This window comes from Acidimicrobiia bacterium, assembly GCA_040880805.1.
Taxonomy (GTDB): Bacteria; Actinomycetota; Acidimicrobiia; order IMCC26256; family DASPTH01; genus DASPTH01.
This window is the reverse complement of sequence record JBBDHW010000012.1, coordinates 20,400-43,964: the sequence shown is the minus strand read 5'-3', so window position 1 is coordinate 43,964 and position 23,565 is coordinate 20,400. Positions and strand designations below refer to the sequence as shown.

25 protein-coding genes and 1 pseudogene are annotated in these 23,565 nt (G+C 67.2%); 15 read left to right on the top strand and 11 right to left on the bottom strand.

Annotated features, from left to right (window positions below; genetic code table 11):
- Nucleotides 1-33: 33 nt before the first annotated feature.
- Complete coding sequence (locus WD271_02345; GenBank protein MEX1006665.1) at nt 34-1,329, bottom strand: ABC transporter substrate-binding protein; 1,296 nt, start codon at nt 1,327-1,329, stop codon at nt 34-36.
- A 151-nt stretch (nt 1,330-1,480) separates the two neighbouring features.
- On the bottom strand, nt 1,481-2,323 hold the full coding sequence (locus WD271_02340; GenBank protein MEX1006664.1) for a coniferyl-alcohol dehydrogenase: 843 nt from the start codon (nt 2,321-2,323) through the stop codon (nt 1,481-1,483).
- A gap of 91 nt (nt 2,324-2,414) precedes the next feature.
- Between WD271_02340 and WD271_02335 the strand changes: the two genes are divergently transcribed.
- The 3 genes from WD271_02335 (at nt 2,415) to WD271_02325 (ending at nt 6,110) form a co-directional block, all read left to right on the top strand.
- Nucleotides 2,415-4,697 (top strand): CoA transferase, encoded by a 2,283-nt coding sequence (locus tag WD271_02335; GenBank protein ID MEX1006663.1) that lies wholly within the window; start codon nt 2,415-2,417, stop codon nt 4,695-4,697.
- A 159-nt stretch (nt 4,698-4,856) separates the two neighbouring features.
- The gene (locus WD271_02330; GenBank protein MEX1006662.1) at nt 4,857-5,081 is read left to right on the top strand and encodes an OB-fold domain-containing protein; all 225 of its coding nucleotides are present in this window, start codon (nt 4,857-4,859) and stop codon (nt 5,079-5,081) included.
- Between the two features lie 120 nt (nt 5,082-5,201).
- Nucleotides 5,202-6,110 carry an enoyl-CoA hydratase gene (locus WD271_02325; GenBank protein MEX1006661.1) on the top strand — a complete coding sequence of 303 codons (909 nt, stop codon included), beginning with the start codon at nt 5,202-5,204 and terminating at the stop codon, nt 6,108-6,110.
- Nucleotides 6,111-6,114: 4 nt separating this feature from the next.
- Here the strand turns inward: WD271_02325 and WD271_02320 are convergent, their stop codons facing one another.
- Nucleotides 6,115-6,765, bottom strand: coding sequence for a nitroreductase family protein (locus tag WD271_02320; GenBank protein MEX1006660.1), 651 nt, complete (start codon nt 6,763-6,765; stop codon nt 6,115-6,117).
- Between the two features lie 14 nt (nt 6,766-6,779).
- Nucleotides 6,780-7,553, bottom strand: coding sequence for a hypothetical protein (locus WD271_02315; protein MEX1006659.1), 774 nt, complete (start codon nt 7,551-7,553; stop codon nt 6,780-6,782).
- A gap of 108 nt (nt 7,554-7,661) precedes the next feature.
- Here WD271_02315 and WD271_02310 point away from each other — a divergent pair.
- The 5 genes and pseudogenes from WD271_02310 to WD271_02290 all read left to right on the top strand — a co-directional run bounded on the left by WD271_02310 (nt 7,662) and on the right by WD271_02290 (nt 10,864).
- Nucleotides 7,662-7,940, top strand: a pseudogene (locus tag WD271_02310) (oxidoreductase).
- A 74-nt stretch (nt 7,941-8,014) separates the two neighbouring features.
- The gene (locus WD271_02305; protein ID MEX1006658.1) at nt 8,015-8,146 is read left to right on the top strand and encodes a hypothetical protein; all 132 of its coding nucleotides are present in this window, start codon (nt 8,015-8,017) and stop codon (nt 8,144-8,146) included.
- 23 nt (nt 8,147-8,169) lie between these two features.
- Nucleotides 8,170-9,321 carry a nonspecific lipid-transfer protein gene (locus WD271_02300; GenBank protein ID MEX1006657.1) on the top strand — a complete coding sequence of 384 codons (1,152 nt, stop codon included), beginning with the start codon at nt 8,170-8,172 and terminating at the stop codon, nt 9,319-9,321.
- Nucleotides 9,318-9,764, top strand: coding sequence for an OB-fold domain-containing protein (locus WD271_02295; protein MEX1006656.1), 447 nt, complete (start codon nt 9,318-9,320; stop codon nt 9,762-9,764). The genes WD271_02300 and WD271_02295 overlap by 4 nt, the downstream gene beginning before the upstream one ends.
- On the top strand, nt 9,761-10,864 hold the full coding sequence (locus WD271_02290) for an amidohydrolase family protein (protein ID MEX1006655.1): 1,104 nt from the start codon (nt 9,761-9,763) through the stop codon (nt 10,862-10,864). Before WD271_02295 ends, WD271_02290 begins: the two co-directional genes overlap by 4 nt.
- 1 nt (nt 10,865) lies before the next feature.
- Here the strand turns inward: WD271_02290 and WD271_02285 are convergent, their stop codons facing one another.
- On the bottom strand, nt 10,866-11,516 hold the full coding sequence (locus tag WD271_02285; GenBank protein ID MEX1006654.1) for a dienelactone hydrolase family protein: 651 nt from the start codon (nt 11,514-11,516) through the stop codon (nt 10,866-10,868).
- A gap of 46 nt (nt 11,517-11,562) precedes the next feature.
- On the opposite strand from WD271_02285, the gene WD271_02280 reads away from it, so the two are divergent.
- Nucleotides 11,563-13,548, top strand: coding sequence for a S9 family peptidase (locus WD271_02280; GenBank protein MEX1006653.1), 1,986 nt, complete (start codon nt 11,563-11,565; stop codon nt 13,546-13,548).
- Between the two features lie 240 nt (nt 13,549-13,788).
- Nucleotides 13,789-14,136 carry a TrmH family RNA methyltransferase gene (locus WD271_02275; GenBank protein ID MEX1006652.1) on the top strand — a complete coding sequence of 116 codons (348 nt, stop codon included), beginning with the start codon at nt 13,789-13,791 and terminating at the stop codon, nt 14,134-14,136.
- Here WD271_02275 and WD271_02270 read toward each other — a convergent pair.
- Both WD271_02270 and WD271_02265 read right to left on the bottom strand, forming a co-directional pair.
- Nucleotides 14,133-14,609, bottom strand: coding sequence for an ATP-binding protein (locus WD271_02270; GenBank protein MEX1006651.1), 477 nt, complete (start codon nt 14,607-14,609; stop codon nt 14,133-14,135). The genes WD271_02275 and WD271_02270 overlap by 4 nt on opposite strands.
- A 65-nt stretch (nt 14,610-14,674) precedes the next feature.
- The gene (locus WD271_02265) at nt 14,675-15,253 is read right to left on the bottom strand and encodes a hypothetical protein (protein ID MEX1006650.1); all 579 of its coding nucleotides are present in this window, start codon (nt 15,251-15,253) and stop codon (nt 14,675-14,677) included.
- Between the two features lie 76 nt (nt 15,254-15,329).
- On the opposite strand from WD271_02265, the gene WD271_02260 reads away from it, so the two are divergent.
- Nucleotides 15,330-15,773: a hypothetical protein gene (locus WD271_02260; protein ID MEX1006649.1), complete on the top strand. Its 444-nt coding sequence runs from the start codon at nt 15,330-15,332 to the stop codon at nt 15,771-15,773.
- A gap of 80 nt (nt 15,774-15,853) precedes the next feature.
- Here WD271_02260 and WD271_02255 read toward each other — a convergent pair whose 3' ends face one another.
- Entirely contained in the window at nt 15,854-16,789 is a 936-nt protein-coding gene (locus WD271_02255) for an alpha/beta hydrolase (protein MEX1006648.1), read from the bottom strand.
- Nucleotides 16,790-16,812: 23 nt separating this feature from the next.
- On the opposite strand from WD271_02255, the gene WD271_02250 reads away from it, so the two are divergent.
- Nucleotides 16,813-17,577: a hypothetical protein gene (locus WD271_02250; GenBank protein ID MEX1006647.1), complete on the top strand. Its 765-nt coding sequence runs from the start codon at nt 16,813-16,815 to the stop codon at nt 17,575-17,577.
- A 39-nt stretch (nt 17,578-17,616) separates the two neighbouring features.
- The gene (locus tag WD271_02245; protein ID MEX1006646.1) at nt 17,617-18,294 is read left to right on the top strand and encodes a nitroreductase family protein; all 678 of its coding nucleotides are present in this window, start codon (nt 17,617-17,619) and stop codon (nt 18,292-18,294) included.
- Here the strand turns inward: WD271_02245 and WD271_02240 are convergent.
- On the bottom strand, nt 18,291-19,289 hold the full coding sequence (locus WD271_02240; protein ID MEX1006645.1) for an AarF/ABC1/UbiB kinase family protein: 999 nt from the start codon (nt 19,287-19,289) through the stop codon (nt 18,291-18,293). The two genes, WD271_02245 and WD271_02240, sit on opposite strands and share 4 nt — an antisense overlap.
- Here WD271_02240 and WD271_02235 point away from each other — a divergent pair.
- Nucleotides 19,275-19,547: an SDR family NAD(P)-dependent oxidoreductase gene (locus WD271_02235; protein ID MEX1006644.1), complete on the top strand. Its 273-nt coding sequence runs from the start codon at nt 19,275-19,277 to the stop codon at nt 19,545-19,547. The two genes, WD271_02240 and WD271_02235, sit on opposite strands and share 15 nt — an antisense overlap.
- Before the next feature lie 21 nt (nt 19,548-19,568).
- On the opposite strand, the gene WD271_02230 is transcribed toward WD271_02235, so the two are convergent.
- Nucleotides 19,569-21,041: an amidohydrolase family protein gene (locus WD271_02230; GenBank protein ID MEX1006643.1), complete on the bottom strand. Its 1,473-nt coding sequence runs from the start codon at nt 21,039-21,041 to the stop codon at nt 19,569-19,571.
- 20 nt (nt 21,042-21,061) lie between these two features.
- Complete coding sequence (locus WD271_02225; protein ID MEX1006642.1) at nt 21,062-22,255, bottom strand: amidohydrolase family protein; 1,194 nt, start codon at nt 22,253-22,255, stop codon at nt 21,062-21,064.
- A gap of 58 nt (nt 22,256-22,313) precedes the next feature.
- Here WD271_02225 and WD271_02220 point away from each other — a divergent pair, with 58 nt between their 5' ends.
- Nucleotides 22,314-23,543, top strand: a complete 1,230-nt coding sequence (locus WD271_02220) for a CoA transferase (GenBank protein MEX1006641.1) — start codon at nt 22,314-22,316, stop codon at nt 23,541-23,543.
- Nucleotides 23,544-23,565 lie beyond the last annotated feature (22 nt).

Genomic DNA, 23,565 nt, shown 5'->3' with positions numbered 1-23,565 from the left:
GCACGCCGGCGCGACGTACTTCGTCGCGATGACCTACGCGGCCGACGGCTGCGCGTAGCCCTGGTCGCCGTCGAGCTCCTTCACCAGGTTGAGCTGCTTCTTGGCGACCACGAACTTCTTCCCGTTCCAGCCCACGCTGTAGTACCACGCGTTCGAGATCCGGTTGAACGAGAGCACCGGCTCCGTCGTGTTCGGCGCCCACAGCGGTATGAGCCCGAAGCTCTCGACGTCCTTCGCCGCGTTCATGGCCGTGGTGACCGACTCCCGGGTGACGTTGTCGGGGTCGCCGAAGTTTTCCATGATCGTCTTGAAGTGGTAGACCGCGACCCACGAGCGGAACGGGCTGCTCTTGATCTGGTCCTTCTGGAGCTCCTTCTTGCCCGACGCCGACAGGTCCTTGATCACGACCGGCAGGATCGGCCACCGTGCGGCGTCGCCGGTGATCGGGGGTAGCTCGGCGTTGAAGTGGATCTGCTTGGCGAACTTGCCGAACGACTTCACGTCGGCCGTGCCGAAGGTTCCCAGGCTGGCCGAGAAGTCGAGATCCGTGTCGAGTTGCTGCGCGGCGCGCAGTACCTGGACGGCTTCGTTCTCGCCGAGCGGCAGCACCACGCCGTCGGCACCGGCGTCCTCGGCCGCCAGGATGAACTGCTGGAAGTCGGTGGTGCCGCCGGGCACCTTCGACAGCCCCACCCACTCGGCGCCGTAGCTCTTCAGCATCGGCTCCATGATCGGCGGGAGCAGCGCGATGGTCGGCGTGTCGACGCCGATCATGTACAGCTTCTTGTGCTTGGTCTGCAGCAGCGGTGGCGCCATCATGAACGTCGTGCCCACACCGCCGCCACCGATCGCGTACACGTTCGCGGAGGCCAGGTCGTCGGTGTTGGGACTGCTGTCGACGCGCGGGAGACCACCGTTGGTGAAGATCTCCGCGACGGCCTTCGTGTTCCCGCCGGCCACGATCGTGTCGTTGAGCGTCGCGACGATCTTGCTGTCGCCGACGAGCGACCGCGCGCACTCTTCGGCCTTGTTCTGGTCGTTCTCCTCGTCACAGGTGGTGAGGTTCAGGCAGTGCCCGCCCACGCCCTCGTACTTCTTGTTGAACGCGGTGACCGACGCCTTCATCGCGTCCACCTGGTCGATCAGGGACAGCTGCGGCGACTCGAACACCGTCATGATGGCCACCCCGATCGGAGCCAGCGACTTGTCGCACGCGCCGGTCTTCGGGAACGGGCTCGCAGCCGCACTGGCGCCCGTCGCGAACGCCGTGCTGATGAGACAGCAGGCCGTCACCGCGACGAGCAGTTTGACCAACAATTTTCGTGACATCGAACTGATCCCCCCTTATCGGGCGACGTGAACGCCTTCGGCGTCGGCGTCGATTCGATCGCCCCTAACGGCGCGCGGTCCGGGTGTGGGCGCGGGCTCGCAGCTGACATAATGGCGACACTTGGCACTAGCGTCAAGTCGCCCCTGCAGGTCAGGCCTGCCGTGCCGCCATCGCCTCCATGCCCGCAGCGAACAGTGCGGCCAAGTCGATCGCGCCGGTCGTCACGCCGGCCACGAATCCGGCGTCGACGAGGAGGTTGAGCCCGGTGATGAAGCTGGCCGCGTCGCTGTTGAGGAACGCCAGGGGCCATCCCATCTCCTCGGGCTGCGCCTGCCGGTTCATCGGGCCCCAGAACGCGCGGATCAGCTCGGGACCGGCAGCCTTCTCGAACTCCGGCATCATCGGCGTGTCCGTCGGTCCGGGGCTGATGCAGTTGACGCGCACGCCCTCGCCCACCACCGCGAGCGCCCGCTGCATCGTGTACACGATGATGGCTTCCTTGGAGAAGGTGTAACCGTCGGCGACGAGATCGGGATGCTGCTCACACCATGCGACGGCGCCGTCGAATCCATCGGTGGCCAGGAGCTCGTTGATGGGGCCCATGTGGTCCATGAACTGCAGGCCGGCGTTCGACGAGATGATCGCGACCGCACCACCGCTCGGGACGAGCGGGTGCACACCTTCGACGACGTGCCGCATCGCGGCGAAGTTCACGCGCATGACGTCGACGGGCGGATGCGTCTGCGGAAGGCCTGCGCAGTAGAACACCGCGTGGATCGGTCCACTCAGCGATGCAAGAGCCGTGTCGATCTCACTCTTGTTGCGCAGGTCGCAGTTGGTGAACCCGGCGAGGTCGTAGTCGGGCTCGCGGTAGTCGATGCCGTGCACCTCGCCTCCGAGGCTCTGCACGATCTTCGCCGTAGCCGCGCCCATTCCCGAGAAGCAGCCGACGACGAGCGCGCGCTTGCCGTCGTACCGAGACCGATCGTCCATGGCTCCCCCATTCCATCCAAGGTGACGCAACTGTCGAGTGAGCCTACCCATCCGGCGTGGCGCGCAGCCGAGGCGCGCGTCATGATGCGGCGTGTCCATCCTCGAAGGTTTGAAGGTCGTCGATCTGTCGTGGGGTGTTGCCGGGCCGCTCACGACGATGTTGCTCGGTGACTACGGCGCCGACGTCGTCAAGGTCGAGCCACCCGGCGGTGATCCGTTTCGCGCGACCCCCGGCTACACCGTGTGGAACCGGAACAAGAAGAGCGTGATCCTCGACCTTCACGACAACGTCGATCGCGGGGCGTGCCGCCGCCTCATGGCCACCGCCGACGTCGTCGTGGAGAGCTACTCGCCGGGCACCACCGAGCGACTCGGCATCGGTTATGACGCAGTGCAACGCGACAACCCTCGCGTTGTGTACTGCTCGATCACTGCGTACGGACGAACCGGCACTTCGCGCGATCGCCCCGGTTACGACGCGTTGGTCCAAGCGCGATGGGGACTCCAGAACGAGCAGCCTGGTCTCCGGCCCGGTCCGGTGTTCCTGCACCTACCCCTGCCGAGCTTCGGTGCCGCGCTGATCGCATCGGTCGGCATCAACGCGGCGCTGTTCGCGCGCGACCGAACCGGACGCGGGCAATGGGTCGAGACCTCGCTGGCCCAGGGCGCGCTCACCTACATGACTCAGATCTGGAAGCGCGCCGAGACACCCACGCCACCGCTCACGGACTTGTGGCGCTTCAAGGACCTGCCTCCCACCCCGTGCTTCGAGGCGCGCGACGGCGAGTGGTTCCATCCCATGCTCCAGGGGCTCGGGGTCGCACTGCATCACCTCGGGAAGGACCCGGATTCGATCCCCACCACGGTGGCGATGACCGGCGGCTACGAATCGCGCCGCGCGTTCTTCGACGCGGTGCGTGACGTCTTCCTCCAACGCGACCGCGACGAGTGGGTCGCACTGCTCCAGGGCAACGACGTGTCGTGCCAGCCGATCGGCAGCGCCGAGGACGGCCTCGACCATCCGCAGGTGGTGCACAACGGCGCGTCGGTCGTCGTCGACGTGCCGGGCGTCGGCGCAGTCAAGCAGTTCGGCCACGCGTATCGCCTCGAGCACCACACGCCGGTGGTTCCCTCTCCTCCGCCCCGCGTCGGCGAGCACACCGCGTCCGTGCTCGACTCGCTCGCGGCACTCACGACGATCCCTGCGGTGCCGTCGGCCGACTCGTCGCTCGCGCATCCGCTCGAGGGAATCCGCGTGCTCGACTTCGGCACCGCGTTGGCCGGCCCGTTCGGCCCGATGGTGTTGAGCGATCTCGGCGCCGACGTCATCAAGATCGACCCGATCGGCCCGCGGGTCGGTACCGAAGCCGACGCGACGTATGCCGCGTGCCAACGGGGCAAGCGCTCGATCGCGATCGACCTGAAGTCGGCCGACGGACAACGAGTGGCGCGCGACCTGATCGCGTCGGCCGACGTGCTCCATTACAACCTGCGCACGGGCGTGGCGGAACGCCTCGGGTTCGGATACGAACAAGCCAAGGCGGTGAACCCGCGCATCGTGTACTGCCACCTCACCTCGTACGGCAACACGGGACCGCTCGCTACTTGGCCGGGCGTCGACCAGATGGGGCAGGCAATCGCGGGGCACGAGTACGAGCAGGGCGCGACGCCGAGCGGCGGCCATCCCACCTGGTATCGCTTCGGCATGTGCGACGCGACCGCGGGTCTCCTGTCGATCATCGGCGTGCTGCAGGCGCTCCGGGAACGCGACCGCACCGGAACGTCGCAATGGGTGGCGGCCGACATCCTGTCGGGCGCGGTGTTCCTTGCGTCCGACGCGTTCGTCGGGCCGGAGCAACTCGCGACCCGCCCGCACCTCGACCGTCTCCAGATGGGTCTCGGTCCCTTGTACCGCCTCTACCCGACGCTCGACGGTTGGCTCTGTATCGCTGCGGTCCGCGACGAGCACTGGCGGTCGCTCTGCACGGCGATCGGCCGTCCCGAGCTCGTCGACGATCCGGGCCCGACGCTTTCATCGATCCTGGAGGAGGCGTTCGCGTCGAAGTCCGCGGTGGAATGGTTCGACACACTCGACGCGCACGGCGTCCCATGCGAAGTGTCGTCGGAGTCGTGGGGACAGCAGTGGTTCGACGATCCCGAGGTGATCGAGCGTGGCTGGGTCACCGACTACACGCACTCCGTGTGGGGACGACTCGAGCAGCCGGGCCGGTTCCTCGACTTCTCCGAGACGCCAACGCGAATTGGACGACCTCCGCCTGTCGTGGGCGCGCACACGCAAGAGATCCTCCGCGAACTCGGCTACGACACCGACGAGGCAGCGAGGTTGCGCCGCGACGGAGCGGTGGCATGGTGAGGTTCAGCCAGGGCTTGAGGTGATGCTCGATCTTCGTCTCAGCGCGGCATGGTGAGGTGAGGAACTTCGGCGGGTTCGGCAGTGGACGGCTGGTCGGGATTGCCGTGGTTGGTGCGGTCGAGGTTGGAGCCCGGAACGGGCACGATCTACTCGTTCACCGTGGTCCGCCATCCACTCGCACCGCACCTCGCGGAGGTGGTCCCGTATGTTTCCGGAGTGATCAACCTCGACGGCACGCAAGGAGCAGGTGCGCGCATGATCGCGAACATCCTCGACTGCGATCCCGAAACGGTGCGCGTCGGCGACGCCGTGCAGGTTGTCTTCGAGAAGGTCACCGATACCTACGCCATGCCGCGCTTCCGTCCTGCACCGGCAATTGGATGAAGCGCCCGATGCGTGGCAATCTCGCGCGTTCCTCGACCTCGCCGTGCCGTACCCCCCTCGCGAGCGAGGTCGAGAGCGCGCAAGGCTGAAGGTCCACATCAACGAACAGGATCGGTGAACATGGCTGAGTACAAGTACGTCACATACGAGACCCTCGACGACGGCGCGATCGCGCGGATCATGCTCAGCCGCGAGCAGAGCCGGAACGCGCAGAACCGCGGCCTGCTCGTGGAGCTCGACGACGCGTTCCTCCGCGCGGAGGCGGATGACACGGTTCGGGTGGTCATCCTCGGTGGTGCGGGCCCGATCTTCTCGTCGGGGCACGACCTCGGTTCGAAGGAAGCGATCGCCGAACGGCCGGGTGGGCCCGACGCGCACCCCACGTTCTCGATCAACGGCGCCACCCGCAAGGGCGCGGAGAGGCGGATGCTCCAGGAGTGGCACTACTTCTTCGAGAACACCAAGCGCTGGCGCAACCTGCGCAAGATCACCATCGCCCAGGTCAACGGCACGGTCTACGCCGCGGGTCTCATGCTCATGTGGGCCTGCGACCTCATCGTGGCAGCGGAAGACGCGCGCTTCGCCGACGTGGTCGGCACCCGGTTGGGAATGTGCGGCGTGGAGTACTTCGCGCATCCATGGGAGTTCGGACCGCGCAAGACGAAGGAGCTCATGCTCACGGGCGACGCGCTCGACGTCGAGGAGGCATTCCGGCTCGGCATGGTGAGCAAGGTCTTCCCCACCGACGAGCTCGCCGATCGCACGCTCGATTTCGCGCGCCGGATCGCAGCCCTCCCCACGATGACCGCGCTCCTCATCAAGGAGTCGGTCAACCAGAGCGTCGACAACATGGGCTTCCAGAACGCGTTGGCGGCATGCTTCACGATCCACCAGCTCAACCATTCGCACTGGGCCGAGGTGCACGACAACCGGATGCCGGCCGCGCTTCCCGAAGACGGCATCGCCAGCTGGCGCGAAGCGCCCCCGGTCGTGCTCGCGGCCAAGCACGAAGCGCGCGCCGGCGCGTAACGCGCTACCAGCGGTCCCAGTGCACGACCTCGTGGATGTCGGGCGTGGGCACCGGTTTGAAGTCGGTGCCCACGGTGTATCCCACGGGGAACATCCCGGCTTGGGTGTACCGCTCGTACGGGATACCGAGGACGTCCGCCGTGTCGCGCTCGCCATCGGGATGCCCGAGGTTCATCGTGACCCATGCCGAGCCGAGGCCCCGGCTGCGCAGCGCGAGCATGAAGTTCCAGATCGCGGGGAGGAGGGATCCCCAGAAGCCGGCCTGCGCACCGACACCCGCGCCGTCGATCCGCCCCGCCTGGCACGGCACCATGATCAGCGGCACGTCTTCGAAGTGGTCGGCGAGCCACGTCGCCGATGCGCGACGCCGGACCGCCTGGGCCTGCGACGTAGGATCGTCGTACGTCGCGATCGGCATCACGCGGTACGTGACGTCGAAGACCCGGCGGTAGAGCTTCGCGAGTGCTTCCTTGGTGGCGCGATCCTCGACGAACACCCACTGCCAGCCCTGCTGGTTCGCACCCGACGGTGTTTGCATCGCGATGCGCACGCACTCTTCGATCACGTCGTGCTCAACGGGGCGATCGCAGTCGAGGCGTTTGCGGACCGTGCGCGTAGTGGTGAGCAACTCGTCGTTGGTGAGATCGAGAGACATCGCAGCGTTTGCGCTCAGGAGACCGGCGGCTGCTCGTCGCGAGGGTTCGCGTCGAGGAAGCCGGCCGGCACACTCACGGCCGGGAACCCGAGCCAGTTGAACATGTGCGTGTGGCTCGTGTAGTGCGGCGCGAACGTGCCGTGCGGGAACGGCATCGGCCCCTTGCCCACCCAGTAGTCGGCCCAGTCCTCGATCGTCGGCGCGACTATCTGGGCCGTCGCGCTGAGGATCACGTCGTGGTCGCGCAAGACACTTCGGAACTTCGTCCAGTTCCGCTGGCGCACGTCCATGGCGCTGATCCATTGCTCGCGCTTCGGGGGTTCCATCGTGCCCGTCGGACCACCTCCGAACAGGTAGTTCGTGGCGACGTACCCGTCCCAAAAGTCTTCCCAGGTCTCGTCGACGGAATCGATCTCGGCACCCAGGTCGGCGAGGCTCATGGCCACGCCGCGAATCGCCTGGATGACGCGCGGGCTCTGCTCGAACGCGTACATCTCCGTGAGGCCGTAGTCGTCGGTCCAGGCAAACCGCATCCCTCCGATACCGGCATCGAGACCGGTCACGCAGTCCGGTGGGTCGTTCTGCATGCAGTCGAAGTCGCGCCCGGCGGGCCCGGCCATGGCCTGGAGCGTGATCGCCGCATCCCTCAGGTCGCGCGCGAGAGGACCGATCGTGACCGTGGGGTTGCGACCGAGGAAGTGGTCGGTCACCTCGACGGGCGAGATCTCCTGCTTGCCGATCAGATCGCGGATCTGCCATGCCGGCATCCACGTCAACGATTCGGTCATTGGGGAGTCACTTTCGTCGTCTTCGGGAGAACGGCGCGGTACTGGGCATGATCTGGGCGCCGTGCAAACACAGAGCATGTGCACGGGTCACTTCCCCGCGCAAGCGTCATGAGCGAGCGCGCGCTCGCGGACGACGACGTCGGTACGGTCACCATCGGCGACCACACGGTGCGCCGCTTGGGATTCGGGGCGATGCGCGTGTCGGGTGCTCGAAACGCGGAGGGCGGCCGCGACCGCGGCGAGGCGGTGCGGCTGTACCGCCGCGTCGTCGACCGCGGCGTGAACGCAGGATTCCGACCGGGGAAGCTCGAACCGGGCATGCGGTCACTCCCTCCGTTGGGCCGACCCGAGCACATCAAGGAGGAGTGCGACAAGAGCCTGCGCCGGCTCCGCGTCGAGTGCATCGATCTCTACGAGATGCACGTCCCCGACCCGGACGTCTGCTCGCCCACTCGCCGGCGATGGTGCCCGTCCCTGGAACCACGAAGATCACCCATGCCGACGACAACCTCGACGCCGCGTGGCTCGAGCTCACTGTCGACGAACGAGCACGCCTCGACCAGGCCGGAGCGGCGACCGCCTCGGCTTCCTAAGATCTTTACGAGAGGAGATGGCGATGGCACAGAGCGCGTTGAGCGGTGCGGCGATCGTGGGGATCGGGCGCACGCCGTTCGTGAGGAAGTCGGGACGCACCACCCTGGGGATGGTCAGCGAAGCCGCGCGCGATGCGTTGCGCGACTGCGGGCTCGCGCCGAGCGACGTCGACGGGTTCACCTGCTACTCCACCGGCGACTCCGCGTCGCCGATGCAGGTCGCACACGCGATCGGGATCGACGACCTGGGCTGGTGCGTGAGCGTGATGGGCGGCGGCAACGCAGTGGCCTCGGTGGTCGCCGGCGCGGCCGCCGCGGTCGTCACCGGCCAGGCGGAGGTGGTGGTCGTCTACCGCGTGCTGGGTTCGGGCACGCGGTACGGCAAGGCGATGGACCGCGTGTTGGCGCCGGGAGAGGGACAGTTCGCCGCGCCGCACGGTTATCTCGTACCGCCGCAATGGTTCGCGATGTGGTGCCGCCGCCACCAGCACGTGTACGGCTCTACCTCGGAGGACCTCGGCGCCATTGCCGTGCAAGAGCGTGCCCACGCGGTAAACAACCCACACGCGATCGCGCGCACGCCCATCACCATCGACGACTATCTCCAAGGTCGATGGGTCAACGAGCCGTTCCGCGTGTTCGACTGCTGCTACGAGGTCGACGGTGCCGTCGCGCTCGTGATCACGTCGGCTGAACGCGCGGCCGACTTGCCGCATCGTCCGATCTACCCGCTCGGCGTCGCCGACTCGAATGGCCAGGGCGGCTCGGTGTTCGAGTGGGACGACATGGCCTGCATGTACTCGCGCGACGCGGCACCCCGGCTCTGGTCGCGCACTGGGCTCCAGCCGAGCGACATGGACGTCGCCCTGATGTACGACTGCTACACGTACACGGTGATGGCCACATTCGAAGACTTCGGCTTCTGCGGCAAAGGTGAGGTCGGCGACTTCTTCCGCGAGGGCCGCGCGACGTATGGCGGCGACGTAGTCGTGAACCCGCATGGCGGGTTGCTCTCGGAGGGTTACCTCCACGGGTTGAACCACCACTACGAGGCCGTGCTGCAGTTGCGCGGCGACGCGGGCGACCGCCAGGTGCCCTATGCCGAGACCGCGCTCGTCACCGCCGGTGCCGGCCCGTTCGGCGGCGCCTTGATCTACGCGACGGAGGCGCAATGACGGCCCCGCAGTATCCGCCGCAACCCGCGCCCGACGTCGACTCCGAGGGCTTCTGGGAAGCGACCGCCGACGGGCGCCTTGCGATGTGCCGGTGCGTCGAGTGCGGTTTGTGGCTGCAACCACCGCTCGAACGCTGCCGGCGCTGCGCCGGCGCCACGGCGTTCGAAGAAGTGGCAGGCACGGGCACCATCTACAGCTTCATCGTGCAACGCCAGCCGTCAGTGGTGGGCTATCAGGACGCGATCCCGTACGTGGTCGCGCTCGTCGACCTCGACGAGCAGCCCGGTTTGCGGCTCCCCACGCGCATCGTCGGCATCGAGCCCGAAGAGGTGAGCGTGGGGATGCGCGTCGCGGCCGAGCTCGTCGAGCTGCCGGGCGGAGACTACAAGATTCCGGTGTTCCGACCGGCTGAGCCGAGAGAAGAGAGAAGGGGACGCACATGACGACCGCCACCCGCGTCGAGGTGAAGCACAAGGTCATCTCCACCGACAGTCACGTCAACGTGCCCGGGGACGAGCTCGCGAAGCGCGTGCCGAAGGAGTTCCGGGAGAAGATCTCGTTGATACGATTGAGCGAGGAAGATGCCGACGACGCGGCCATCGCCAAGATGCGCAAGCGCATGGAACGCATGATGGCGAACATGGACGAGGAGGATCTCGAGCGAAGCCGCGCCGGCGGCTGGGATCCGGAGCTGCGCATCCGCGACCAGGACCGCGAGGGCGTGCACGGAGAAGTGATCTTCGGACCGTTGTTCTTCGACAACTCACCCGACCCACGTATCGACCTGGCGATCTCGCGCGCGTTCAACGACTGGTCGGCCGAAGTGTTCAACCAGTCGGTGCACAAGAGCCGCTTTGCCGTGAGCGCGGCGTTGGCAGTGGCCGACATTCCCGCCGCGGTCGCCGAGGTGGAGCGCGCCGCGGGGCTCGGCTTCCGGTGCATCAACCTGCCGGCGCAGCAGCCCCACCTGCCCTACAACCGGGATGACTACGACCCGCTGTGGGCGGCGCTCCAAGACAGCGGCATGGTCGCGAACTTCCACATCGGCACGGGGCACGTGCCGCAGGGCGAGCGCGGCCCCGGCGGTCCCACCATCAATTACGTGCTCTTCGCCCAAGGTGATGGTCCCCACGTGGTCTCGTACCTGTGCGCGAGTGGCGTGCTGGAACGGTTCCCACGCCTGCAGTGGGCAGTCGTCGAGTCGGGCGCGGCGTGGCTGGCATGGGTGCTCGAGAGCCTCGACCAGATCTACAAGAAGCACCACATGTACCAGCGCCCGATCGACAAGCTGGAACTGCTGCCGAGCGAGTACTTCAAGCGGCAGGGGCATGCGTGCTTCATGGACGACGCGGTCGCCGTTCACAACCGGCAGTTCACCGGCTGTCACACCTTGATGTTCGGGACCGACTATCCGCACCACGAAGGGACGTTCCCACACACCCAGGAAGTGATCGACCGGATCTTCGCCGGTGTACCCGAGGAAGAGACCGCGATGATCGTGGGCGGGAATGCGGCGAAGCTCTACGGCTTCGATCTCGCCTGAGCTACGCCTCCCGTTCGGCACGCTCGCGTTCGCGTTGCTCCATCAGCGCGGCCATGTCGGCGGTGAAGTCCGACACGAACGGCCAGTCCTCGCCGTCACGCGGTGCCTGGTAGACGGCCTGCAGGTGCGCTTCGCACGCGAAGGACAGCTCGCCCTTCACGTGCTCGGTGAGGTCCTGCGGCGAGCCCTTCCCGTGGAGGCGCACGCCGTTCACCGAAGCGGCCGCCCGGATGCGATCGGGGAACTGTCCGGCGACGGCGTATGTGAACGGGCCGCTCATGCAGTAGCCGACCGCACGGATGCGCGAGGCCTCGGCCGCCGGATGGGCGTCGACATAATCGAGCATCGCCTGCGTGTCGCGGGCGATCATGCCGTAACCGACCGAGAACATCAGCTCGCGCATCTGCTCGCCGCGAGTTGTGAAGTCCACGGTCGCGTCGAACTCGCGCAGCGAGCGGTAGTAGAGGTTGGGAAGCACCACGAAGTAGCCGGCGGTGCCGAGCCGGCGCGCCATCTCGTGCAGGTCCTCGCGCTTTCCCGGCGCGTCCATGTAGAACAGCACGACCGAGTGCGGCCCGCCTTCCTCCGGGTACGTCACGAAGGTGTTCATCTGGCCGTCGGCGGTCGGGATGTCGACGTGCTCGTCGATCACGGCCTCAGGTTTGCCGCCGCGGCCCCGTGCGCGCAAGAGTGCGGCCGTGCCGGGTCGTGTCGCCGTGGAGACCGCGCCGTACGGATCGTGGCGGTCTCCGATCACCGCGTCGTTGCTCGTCGAACAAGCGGTGGGGCTGAGCCAGCCAGCCGCATCGGGCGCTGACGTGTACTGGAACGAAGCGAGGCCGTCGGAGGGTGGCCGGATGGTGTTGGTGCGCCGCGTCCCGAGTGGCGAGACGACCGATGTCTTCCCGTCAGGGTTCTCGGCTCGCACGATGGTGCACGAATACGGAGGTGCCTCGTACACAGTCCGCGACGACACGGTGTGGTTCGCCAACTTCGAGGACCAGCGCGTGTACCGGGTGGAATCGAGCGACCTACCGGTGGCGGCCACACCGGAGCCACCAGCACCGGCAGCTGTCCGGTTCGCTGATTTCAGCGTCACTCCGGATGGACGCTGGGTGATCGGCGTGCGCGAGCGTCACGGTGCGGGTGAGGCGGTGAACGACATCGCGGCGATTCCGGCGGGCGGTGGCAAGCCTGTGACGATCGTCGCAGGTCACGACTTCTTCTCCGCGCCGCGCGTGAGTCCCGACGGCCGGCAGCTGGCCTGGTTGTGCTGGGACCACCCGAACATGCCGTGGGACGGCACCGAGCTCTGGGTCGCGGACGTGAACGACGACATGGTCGTGGGACCCACGCGGCGCGTTGCCGGTGGTCCGGCCGAGTCGATCTCGCAGCCGCGCTGGAGCCCCGACGGGCACCTCTTCTTCGTGTCCGATCGCACCGGTTGGTGGAACCTGTATGTCGACGACGGTGTGTTGGGAGTGGGTGCGCTCGCCCCGCGAAGCGCGGAGTTCGCTGGTCCCGATTGGGTGTTCGGCCAGTCGTCCTACGTGGTGTTGGACGATGGGACGCTCGTCGCGGTGTGGTCGGCCGACGGGCTCAACCGGTTGGGGTCCATCCTGCCCAACGGGGAACTGGCCGAGATTGCCTGCCCGTACGCGTCGATCGGCTCGCTGGTGCCGCTCGACGGAGCGGTGCTCGCCCTCGCCGCGTCACCAACGGAAGCCGCAGCCGTGGTGCGCATCGCGATCCCGTCGGGCGACGTCGAGGTGATCAAGCGCAGCCGGGACCGCAGCGTCGACCCCGGGTACCTGTCAGTGCCGGAGGCGGTCGAGTTCCCCACCGAAGCCGGCCGCACCGCTCACGCCCTGTTCTACCGGCCCACCAACAAGGATTTCGTCGGCCCCTCGGACGAGCGGCCGCCGCTCATCGTCATGAGCCACGGCGGACCGACGAGTGCCACCAGCGCGGTCCTCAACCTGGGTGTGCAGTTCTGGACGAGCCGGGGTTTCGCCGTCGTCGACGTCAATTACGGCGGGAGTACCGGCTACGGGCGGGAGTACCGCGATCGTCTCCGCGACAACTGGGGCATCGTCGACGTCGACGACTGTGTGAACGCGGCGCGGTGGTTGGCCGACCGAGGAGAGGTCGACGGGGATCGCATGGTGATCCAAGGTGGCAGCGCGGGCGGATACACGACCTTGGCCGCGCTCGCGTTCCGCGACGTCTTCGCCGCCGGTGCCAGCCACTTCGGCGTGGCCGACGCGACCGCGCTCGCGCGCGACACCCACAAGTTCGAGTCGCGTTACCTCGACGGGCTCATCGGCCCGTGGCCAGAGGCTGAGGCCACGTACATCGAGCGATCCCCGATTCATCACACCGACCGTCTCGACTGCCCGCTGATCCTGTTCCAAGGGCTCGAAGACAGAGTGGTCCCGCCCGATCAGGCCGAGACGATGGCCGCCGCGCTACGGACGAAGGGCATTCCGTTCGCCTACCTCGCGTTCGAAGGCGAACAGCACGGCTTCCGCAAGGCCGAGACCATCGTCCGCGTCGCCGAGGCCGCGTTGTGGTTCTACGGCCAAGTGCTCGGCTTCGAGCCCGCAGACGACATCGAACCCGTCATCATCGAGAACGCGGCCGCCCTCAACCGACTGCGGCGCGGCGGCGAGCGGCACACGTAGACCTCCGAGAAAAACCTGAAGGCGACCGCGGCTGCCTTCAGTAGGGTTCACATCGTGCGGAACTCTCGCGGCCGCAACCTCACGAGGTTGTGGCGATCTCCTCACCGCCGGCGCGGTCGCGTTGCAAGTCAGTGAGCAGGTGCTTCGCCGTATGGTCGACCGGGACGGTCCCGACGGACTTGCTGCGATCGCACACCTGCGACCACACCGGCTGGAAGACCTCGTCGTGAGTGACGCGACGTGCGTTGTGATCGCCGACGGGTTCTCGTTGTCAGAGCGAGCATGGGCACCGTGTTCTCCATGCCTGTCATCGACGCCAACCCCCATGGCGTACTCACCTGGCTTCGCGAGCATGGCTTCCGAGTAGTCGCAGCCGATCCTGATGCGCGCGTGTCGTATCGGAGTGCCGAATACGCGGGTCCGCTCGCCATCGTCTTGGGCAACGAGCGCTCTGGCCTCGCCACAATCTGGCGGGACGCCGCTGACGTCGTCGTGTCGATCCCGATGCTTGGCGTCGCGGACTCCCTGAACGTCGCGGTTGTCGGCGCACTCCTGATGTACGAGGCATTGCAACGCGGCGGCCGCTAGCGGGTGGTGTCGATGAGCTCGTACTGCTCGTCGGGGCCGAGCGGCTCGAACTTGGCTCTGAGCTCGTCGTACGCGTTGCCGAGAATCTGGAAGCTCGCGCCCGGATCGCTGTTCCGGCGGAGGACGCGCCCACGCGCCACCGCCTCATCGCAGGTGACCCAGTACAGCTCCGCTTCGCCGCCGACCTCGGCTGCTCTCCTCCTGGCTGCCTCGCGCCGCTCGCGGCCCCAGAAGCCGAAGTCCAGCACCACGTCGATGCCGCGGCGGAGGATCTCGGGCCAGAGGTCATCGAGAACGCCAATGAGACGCTGAGACCACTCGAGATCCAGGTGATCGCGCGCGCCGTCCGCGTACAGCCGCAAGTACCACTCGTCCTCCGACAGCAGGACGCCTTGGACGCGTTCGGCCAAGGCCCTCGCGAACGTCGTCTTCCCGACACCCAAGTAGCCGAAGATCAGATGCGCCGTTGCCACCCCGCGAGCTTGCCGCCGCCCGGAGAACTCCGCGACCGAGTTTCTGCGCGACGATCGCTCGGCGGTCAGAGAGGTCGCGGGCGGCCGGATCGCGCAACGAGATCAGACCAGCTGTCGTCGGTTCGCGGCAGCGCCTCGTGTGCTTCCCAGCCGCGGATGTGTGGCAACAATCGGCTACAGAGATCGCGCGGTGGCTCGAAGCGCACGCCGAGACCAGTGCTGATGTCGTAGGTGTGAAAGATCAACTCGGATGCCCCTCGCGGCGCGAAGTCCTGCGGCCCGGCAATCTGAATCACCGGCCGGTGGCGGATGACGGCCCGGGTACCGGGTTCGGCGGTGACGATGAGCGCCCAGAGCATGTTGGTGACCGCTCGGAGGCCGTCGACGAGGTCTGCGATCGTCGCGTCGGGCAACGGCCGGAGAAGATCGAAGTGCGCGTACGCGTGCTGCCGCCGAGAGGCGAGGTTGAGCGCCGGCGAAAAGACCGCGTCCACGGTGTGCTCGGCGGTTGTGCGGCAACTCCACTGGAGCGCTCCCGCGGGAACCGACCAGTCTCGGTCGAGGCCCGACTGCCACGTCTCGATCGCGAGCCCGCTGAGCACCTTGAAGTCGTCGGCCGTGAACGGGTCGCTGCTGGTGCTCATCGCTCGCAAAACCCCCGGTCAGCACGTCGGTGTCGCGACCAGCGCGAAGCCAGAAAGTAGCGTTCAGTGCTTCACCATGCACATCTTCTTCGACGTCGACTACACGATCCTCGGGCGGGACTCCACCCTGCGACCCGGAACCCACGAGGTCTTCACGCGTCTACGCGAAGATGGTCATCACGTGTACGTGTGGTCGGGTGAGGGCGTGCGGTGGGGCGTCGTCCGCAAGCACGGGCTCGAAGATCTCGTCCACGGCGTGTACGGCAAGCCGCTGCAGGACTATGAGAATCGGCTCGAGGAATTCGGCGTTCCGGTCGTGCCCGACTTCGTGATCGACGACTACCCGGGCATCGTCCGCGCGTTCGGGGGCGTGTGCATCACGGACTATCTCGGACGCAACTTCGGAAGCGGGCCCGACGACCGCGAGCTCGAGATCGTGTACGAGATCATCTGCGCGCACGCCGCCGGCGACCTTCCCGACCACCCGCGCTATTACCCGACCCCTCCCCAAACCGACTGATCGTCGGCGTCGCGCGATTCATTGGCGCGTCCACCTGACTATACGAGGTCATTGGTCCAGTGAATCGCGGTGGGCGCGAATTACGTGGGGTGAATCGCGGCGAGGAATGGGCCGATCGCTTCCAGGAAACCCGGCGTGTTCCCGGAGTGCACGTTGTGGCCGGTGTTCGGGACCGTCACGAGCCGGCCTTGGGGCAGCGTGTCGGCGAAGCGCTGCGCGGCTTCCGGCTCGAGGATGTCGGATTCACCGCCCCGTACCAGCAGCACGGGGCAGGTGATCTTCTTCACGTCGTCGAGTGTGACCTCTGAGTTCGAGACGGGCACGCGCCGGTGGTCGACCTTGCTGATGTACTTCCCGTCGGCGCGGCGCAGCATGTTGTACTTCACCGTTCGTGCGATGTGCTCGCGAGTGCGGAATTTGTCGTACTTCACGACGTTGTCGAGGAACTCGTCGAGATCGTCGAACTCCACGTTGCGCGTCACGAAGTTGGCGATGACCTCCACGCCGGCAGGGCTCAGTTCCGGACCGACGTCGACGATCACCAATGCCTTCGCGAGCTCCGGCTTCGTCAGCGCCAGGCCCATCGTGACCCGGCCACCCATCGAGTGACCCATGATGACGGGCGACTCGAGGCCTTGGTCCTCGATGAACGCCAACGCGTCGTGGATCCGGGCGTCGATCGAAGAGTCCTGATCGCGCGCCCACTCGGAGTCGCCGTGACCGCGTTGATCGAGCGCGAACACGTGATACCGATCGGAGAGGTGCAGGCTTACGAGATCCCACGAGTGCCCCGACTGGTTGCCGCCGTGGAGCAGCAAGATCTCCGGCGCTCCGGGCTCACCCCACTCGGTGAAGTGGAACCGCAAGCTGCGCACCACGGTGTGCCGCGACACGTACCGCACCTTGGGGGAATGCGGGATGCCGAGGTCGGTGGCGCTCTGGAGGAGACTCTCGAACTCCGGCGACGCAGTCATGTCGAGGGGCGCGAGGTCGTCGGCGAACTCGTTCAGATACATCGGGGGCGAGTATACGTACGGCCGTGCACACCGATGCCGAGCCGCTGAGCTTCGTGGGATCGCTCGGGCTCGACCTCTTCTTCGAAGACGGCTTCACGCACGGGCGCGCGGAGCTACTGCCCGAGATGCTGGCGCCCGGCACCGACCGGCCCCGGATCGGGGTTTTGGCCACCATGGTGGACATGGTCGCGGGCTTCCTCCCCACGGGTCCGGTGAACCCCACCGTGGACCTCCGGGTCTCGCTCGTCGCGCGGCCACCGTCGGTCGGCTGGGTGCACCTCGTGTGTCGCCCGGCCAAGCTCGGTCGCCGCCTGTTCGTGGGCGAAACGCTCTTGCACACCGGCGACGTCGGCCAGCCGTTCGCGCGCTCGACGATCACGTTCATGAACGAGCGCATGGCGCACGGGTCGGGCTTCGGCGCCCCACCGATGCCCGTCGCGATCGCGGCGCCGTCGTTCGACGAGCTGCTGCGCCCGCGCTACCCGGACGAGAACACGGTGGAGATGGACGCTCATCCGTGGGTCAGCAACGGCCCGGGCGGGACGATCCAGGGTGGCGCTCAGGCGCTCCTCGCCGAGATCGCGGCCGAGCGCGCGACCGGGTCAGCCGGGCTCGCAGTTGTGGACCTCGACATCCGCTTCCTCAACCGGGTGCGGTCGGGTCCGGTGTCAGCGAGTGCGGAGGTGTCGACCCGAGATCTGGACGACGCGTTCGTACGAGTTGCCATCTCCGATCTCGGCGACGACGGGCGCCTCGTCTCGCTCGTCAATCTCATCTGTCGACCCTGAGCTTGGCGCGGTGGCACGCGCGAGCGCGAGGCTCGCGTCATGGAGTTGTTGCAAGCGATGCGCACGACGCCGTCGACCCGGGAGTTCACCGACGACCCCCTGCCCGATGACGTGCTGTACCGGATCCTCGACGACGCGCGGTTCGCGCCGAACGGCGGCAACCGCCAGGCCTGGCGCGTGATCGTCGTCCGCGACTCCGCCTCGAAGCAGCGGATCGCGGAGCTGTACGACCTCGGGATGCGCGAGTACGCCGCCCACGGTCGGGCCGGGCTCGTGCCGTTCGTCGCGGCCGAGGCACACACGCGTACCGAGCCCGCAGTCGATCTCGAAGAGGCGCGGAGCGTTCCGCTGCCGATGGACGCGTCGTACTTCGCCACCGTGCCCGTGCTCCTGGTGGTCCTTCTCGACCTCGCGAGCGTTTCCGCCGTCGACAGCGGACTCGACCGGCTGAGTCTCGCGACCGGCGGGTCGGTCTACCCGTTCGCGCACAACATCCTGATGGCGGCGCGCAACGCCGGGTACGGCGGGCACCTGACCACAGTGCTCGCGCGCCAGGAGCCCGCTCTCCGAGAGCTCCTCCGCTACGAGTTGCCGTACGCGCTCGCGACGATGATCCCGCTCGGCAAGCCGGTGAAGGAGATCACCAAGTTGCGACGCGAATCGGTCGAGAGCTTCACGACGGTCGAGCACTTCGACGGGCCGGCGTTCGCGCTCTAGCGCGTACGGCCCTCGCGCATCCGTTCTCTCTGTTGCGCCTGGAGCTCTAGGAGCTCGCGGTAGTCCGACATCAGCACGTCGCTGTGTTCGGCCACGAAGTGCGCGTGGACCGCCATCATCTCGCCGAAGATGTCCACGTCGGCGGCGAGGGTCGCGATGGCGCCGTTCAGGTACACCATCCCCTTGATGAACAGGAACAGATCCTTTGGCAAGCGAGCGCCGTGCGCGACCAGGCTGGTGACGAGGTCGCGCATCTGGGTAGCGAGCTCGTCCGGTGACATCTCGGCCGGCGCCATCGCCTGTAGCTCGTCGATGCGCAGTTCCTCGGCGATACGGTCGAGATCCGCGTCGCGCGGGAAGCCTCCCAGATCCCGGAAAGCCTCGAGCTGCGCGCGTGGATCCTGGGCGGTACCGCTCATGAGCAGCTTGAGGAGCGCACCCCGGGCTTCCGGGGTGAGGCGCCCGGTGATGCCGAAGTCGAAGAGGCCCGGGTGGCCGTCGGGAGTGACGATCATGTTCCAACCGTGCAGATCGCCGTGGAACACGCCGTGGACCAGCGCACCTTCGAAGAAGCCCACCATGAGCGCGCTGAACACCGGTGATGGATCGACGCCCGCGATCAGCATCTCCTCGTCCTCGTCGATCTTGAAGCCGCGCAGCCGCTCCATCACGAGCACCCGGCGCGTGACGAGCTCGGGATGCGGTCGTGGCACGACCACCGAGCGCTGCTTCGTGGCCGCGAGCACTGCGGCGATGTCGAGCATGTTCTGCGCTTCCAGCCGGAAGTCGAGCTCTTCGAGGATGGTCTCCGCGAACAGCTCGACGTAAGCGGGAATGTTCGCGAGCGTCGCTTGCGGGGCGCGCTTCTCGACGAGGGGCGCAAACCACGACATGACCGCGAGGTCACGCTCGATGACGCGATCGATTCCCGGCCGCTGGACCTTCACCACGACGTCAGGGCCGTCCTTGAGGCGGGCCGCGTGGACCTGGGCGATCGACGCCGCCGCGATCGGGTGCGCGTGGCAATTGTTACGGGCGCGAGCCGCGGAATCGGCAGGCAGGTCGCGCTCGGACTCGCGCGGCGCGGTATGGCCGTCGTGGTTGCGGCTCGGACCGTCGAGCCCCCCGAGGCGGCCGCGCCGATGGAGGTGACGGTGAAGACGATCGTGCACGTCGTGGCCGACGGCGACCCCATGCGCTACACCGGCCGCGTGCTCCGCACCCAAGAGCTCGTCGCCGAGCTCGGACTCTGATCGGTTGCGGTTCGGGTACGTCTAGTACGGAGCGTCGGCCGCGGCGCGGGCGAATTGACGCGCGGTGCGGTTGAACTGGTCGACGTTGCCGTCGTCGATCGACGCGAGCTCTTCCGCGTGGCGGCGCGGATGCGCGACCAGGCTTGCCCACTCGTCGAGCTCGGGGCCGCCGGGGAACCAGTCGGGGCGGTCGATCGGCTCGGGCTCCTCGGTCACGAACGTCTTGGGCTCGATGCCGTAGAGCCGGCGGGCGTTCCCGCCCATGAGCTTCGCCTGCACTTCCTCGGGAACACCGACTCCCTGCATTTCGCGGATCGCGCTCCACGAGTCGGCGCCGTCGTGGTGATACGCGTCCGACGCCCAGATGCCGATGTTCTCGAACGCATCCCACTGCCGCATCGTCTGCACTTCGTCGCTCTCGAAGCTGATCGCGCACTGCTCGTAGAACGCTTCCGACGGCAGGCGCGTCGCCTCGAAGTTGCGCTCGTTGCGGTAGAGCTTGAACAGCCGGTCGCAATGCTCGAGCATGAACGGGAGCCACTGGGAGTTGCTCTCGAACACGAGCATCTTCAGCTTCGGGTAGCGGTCGAGGACGCCACCGAGCAGGACCTGCGCGAGCCAGGTCTGCATCTCGTAGATGAACGACAGGGTCTGCGTGTCGACGCCCGCCATGCCGAGGTACTCACCGGGAGAGACGAGCTTCCCGGGTCCGGCGGTGCTGCCCGCGGGCCAAGGACCCGCGGGGAAGGTGTGCATGCCGAGGCACACGCCCGTCTCCTCGAAGGTCTTGAAGACTTCGTCGAACACCTCGCCCCCACCAGCACCACCACTGGCGAAGAACGCGGCGAAGGGGTTGTCGTCGGGAACGATGTTGTTCGGGTACGCGCCGCGCGCGTCGATGGGGCGGATCAGGCCCACGGGATGTCCGAGATCGGCGACGCGCCGGATCTCGGCGGCGGTGTAGCTCGGGCTCTGCAGCGGGAGCATCGCCGCGCCGTACAGGCGTCCGGGCACTTCCGCGCACCAGTCGGTGAGCCAGTTGTTGTAGGCCTCGCAGAACGCCTTCGCGCCCTCGGCGTTCTCCACGAACGGGAAGTTCATGATCATCATGGTGGGGATCACCAGCACCTGGTCGATGCCCATGAGGTCCATCTCTTTGGTGCGCGCGACCGCGTTGTAGGCGCCCTGGTGCTCGAGGTAGACGCGCTGCTCTTCGGTGAGCGGCGTCATTCCCTGGATCCGGCGCAGGATCTTCTTGTTCATCTGCGGGCCGGCGATGCAGATCGGGTTGTAGGAACCCTGGAAGAGACCGCCGCCACCGCCGAACGACCACTGGGTGCCGTTCGTCATCGCGGTGGTGTCGTCACGCCAGTAGGCGTCGTGCACAAGCTCCTTCTGCGACTCGGGCACGTACTTCGACCAGATCTCGAGCGGGTCGTTGACGTGCGCGTCGCAGTCGAAAATCGGGAAGGACTTCGTCATTCGCTGTGCCATCACTCGCTCCTACTTGATTTCTATGTCGTAACCGAAACCTTGAGACCGAACAGTTCGATCGCGTTGCCGCCCATGAGCTGGGCAATCACGTCTTCGTCGACGTCGTGTGCCCGCAGCATGTCGATCGCCTCTGCGGGCGTACCCGTGTCGTGGTTGGGATACCGCGAGCCCCATCCCGCGATGTCGGCGAATTCGTCGGGCATCCGCGCCACCGGTGTCTCCCACGAGTCGAACGACGTGAGCACGGGATGCTCGTGGAAGACCTCTTCGGGCTCGAGGCTCACCGGCCCCGACCGCCCGAAGCCGCTGCCGAGCCAGAGATAGGTCTCCGCCTTTTCGAGCACCAACGGCACCATCGTTGCTCCACTGTGCCCGAGCGCGAGCTTCAGGTTGGGGAAATCCTCGAGGAGCCCGTGGAAGGTGGCGGCAGTGAGGAACACGCCGGCGTCCTGGATCCCGGCAACCGCCTCGGCGACGGAGTGCCCGATGCGGAGCCGCTCCGAGACACGTTCGGCGTGCGCGCCCGCCGACGTGGGCTCCGGGTTGGTGATCCCGACCGACGGGTGCACACACGCGACCACGCCGAGGTCTTCGAGCTGACGCCAAAGTGGCTGGAACAGGTCGCCTTCGATGTAGGCGCCGCTATAGAACATCGGCCGCAGCGCCGCAGCGCGGAACCCCTTCGCCGCGATGCGATCGAGCTCGCGCTGCGCGAGCGGCAGGCTCTGCAACGGGAGCACCGCCACCGGGTGTAACCGCCCGTCGCCGGCCGCTGCGAAGTCGGCCACCCAGTCGTTGTACGCACGCGCGAGCACGTCGGCAGCGATGGTGTCGGCGACGAGCGGGTGGTACTCGAGGAACAGCGTGGGGTACACGATCGCCTGGTCGATCCCGAGCGCGTCCATGTCGGCGAGCCGGGCACTGGGGTCGCTCGCGCCCGGGTTGACCGCGTGGGGAATCGACGGATCGAGCGAGCCGATGTCGTCGAGCGACATCCCGGGGCGCCAGATCGCCTGCCGGTTGATGGCGCTGCGGTTCATCTCCTTCGCGGGCTGTCCGTTGAGCACTGTGAGACGGCGCCCGGCGTCCTCGAAGTGCCACAGCGCCGAGCGCGCGAGCCCTTCGTAGCCCGACGGCACGTACTGGTCCCACAGGGCGGCCGGCTCAAATATGTGGCTATCGCTGTCGACGACGGGGAAGGTTCGCTCGATCACGGACACTACCTTTGCACACCGATCAGATCCCCGCCCACAGCCGTGGAAGGCAGGCCCGATGACGCACCAGCCCATGCAAGGGATCCGCGTGGTGGAGGTGGCGCAGTTCACCTTCACTCCGTCGGCCGGCGCGGTGCTCGCCGACTGGGGTGCCGACGTGATCAAGGTGGAGCACGCGATCACGGGCGACGCCCAACGTGGTCTCCTCATCGGCACCGGCGGCGCGGGGGCCGGATCGTTCCAGCCACTGATGGAGCACCCCAACCGCGGGAAGCGCAGCATCGGCCTGGCGCTCGAGACACCAGGTGGCCGGGAGGTCCTCGATGCGCTCGTTCGGCAGAGCGACGTGTTCCTCACGAACTTCCTACCCGACGCGCGCCGACGGTTGCGGCTCGAGGTCGACGACATCCGCGCCGCCAACCCGAACATCATCTACGTGCGCGGCAGCGCGCACGGCCAGCGCGGACCCGATGCCGAGAAGGGCGGCTTCGACATGAGCACGTACTGGGGGCGCGGTGGTAGCGCGATGGGCGCGACGCCGTCGGGGTCCCCTCGCATGATCGACCAACCCGCCGGCGCGTACGGCGACTCGATCGGCGGCATGACGATCGCCGGCGGTATCTCGGCGGCGCTCTTCGCGCGCGAACGCACGGGCGAACCCTCGGTGGTGGACGTGTCGTTGCTCGGAGTCGGAGGGTGGGCCACCGCGCTCTCGGTGACGGTCGCGCGGCTGCTCGGTGAACCGTTTCCGGCGCGGCACATGGACTCGCCACCGCATCAGCCGTTCAATCCGCTCGTCGGCTTCTACCGCACTGCTGACAACCGCTGGATCTGCCTCACCCAACTCCAGCCGGGAAGATACTGGGCCGACACGTGCCGCCACCTCGGCCTCGACGACCTCGTCGACGACGAGCGCTTCGACACCGCCGAGAAGATCATCGAGCACGCGGGCGAGGCGGGCCGCTACATCCAGGAAGCATTCGCCGAGAAGCCGTACGCCGAATGGCTGGCGATCCTCGAGACCATGGAAGGGCAATGGTCACGCACGAACGACGCGTTCGAGGTCGCCGACGACCCGCAGATGCGCGCCAACGGCTACATCCTCCCGGTGACCGACCTGGAAGGAAACGAACGCGAGCTGGTGGCCAACCCGGTGCAGTTCGACGAGACGCCGCCCACGCTCACGCGCGCGCCGCAGTTCGCCGAGCACACCGACGAGATCCTGCGCGAGCTCGGCATCAGCGACGACGATGCGCTCCAGTTGAAGATCGACGGCGCCGTCACCTGACCCCGAACCTGCGTCGTTCAGG

What these genes read in the sequence shown, in the direction of transcription:
- WD271_02340 (MEX1006664.1), bottom strand. Translation starts at nt 2,323, where the DNA reads ATGGACGATCGGTCTCGGTACGACGGCAAGCGCGCGCTCGTCGTCGGC.
- WD271_02220 (MEX1006641.1), top strand. Translation starts at nt 22,314, where the DNA reads ATGACGCACCAGCCCATGCAAGGGATCCGCGTGGTGGAGGTGGCGCAG.
- WD271_02230 (MEX1006643.1), bottom strand. Translation starts at nt 21,041, where the DNA reads ATGGCACAGCGAATGACGAAGTCCTTCCCGATTTTCGACTGCGACGCG.
- WD271_02265 (MEX1006650.1), bottom strand. Translation starts at nt 15,253, where the DNA reads ATGAGCACCAGCAGCGACCCGTTCACGGCCGACGACTTCAAGGTGCTC.
- WD271_02315 (MEX1006659.1), bottom strand. Translation starts at nt 7,553, where the DNA reads ATGACCGAATCGTTGACGTGGATGCCGGCATGGCAGATCCGCGATCTG.
- WD271_02300 (MEX1006657.1), top strand. Translation starts at nt 8,170, where the DNA reads ATGGCACAGAGCGCGTTGAGCGGTGCGGCGATCGTGGGGATCGGGCGC.
- WD271_02305 (MEX1006658.1), top strand. Translation starts at nt 8,015, where the DNA reads ATGGTGCCCGTCCCTGGAACCACGAAGATCACCCATGCCGACGACAAC.
- WD271_02345 (MEX1006665.1), bottom strand. Translation starts at nt 1,329, where the DNA reads ATGTCACGAAAATTGTTGGTCAAACTGCTCGTCGCGGTGACGGCCTGC.
- WD271_02295 (MEX1006656.1), top strand. Translation starts at nt 9,318, where the DNA reads ATGACGGCCCCGCAGTATCCGCCGCAACCCGCGCCCGACGTCGACTCC.
- WD271_02325 (MEX1006661.1), top strand. Translation starts at nt 5,202, where the DNA reads ATGGCTGAGTACAAGTACGTCACATACGAGACCCTCGACGACGGCGCG.
- WD271_02260 (MEX1006649.1), top strand. Translation starts at nt 15,330, where the DNA reads ATGCACATCTTCTTCGACGTCGACTACACGATCCTCGGGCGGGACTCC.
- WD271_02245 (MEX1006646.1), top strand. Translation starts at nt 17,617, where the DNA reads ATGGAGTTGTTGCAAGCGATGCGCACGACGCCGTCGACCCGGGAGTTC.
- WD271_02320 (MEX1006660.1), bottom strand. Translation starts at nt 6,765, where the DNA reads ATGTCTCTCGATCTCACCAACGACGAGTTGCTCACCACTACGCGCACG.
- WD271_02290 (MEX1006655.1), top strand. Translation starts at nt 9,761, where the DNA reads ATGACGACCGCCACCCGCGTCGAGGTGAAGCACAAGGTCATCTCCACC.
- WD271_02255 (MEX1006648.1), bottom strand. Translation starts at nt 16,789, where the DNA reads ATGTATCTGAACGAGTTCGCCGACGACCTCGCGCCCCTCGACATGACT.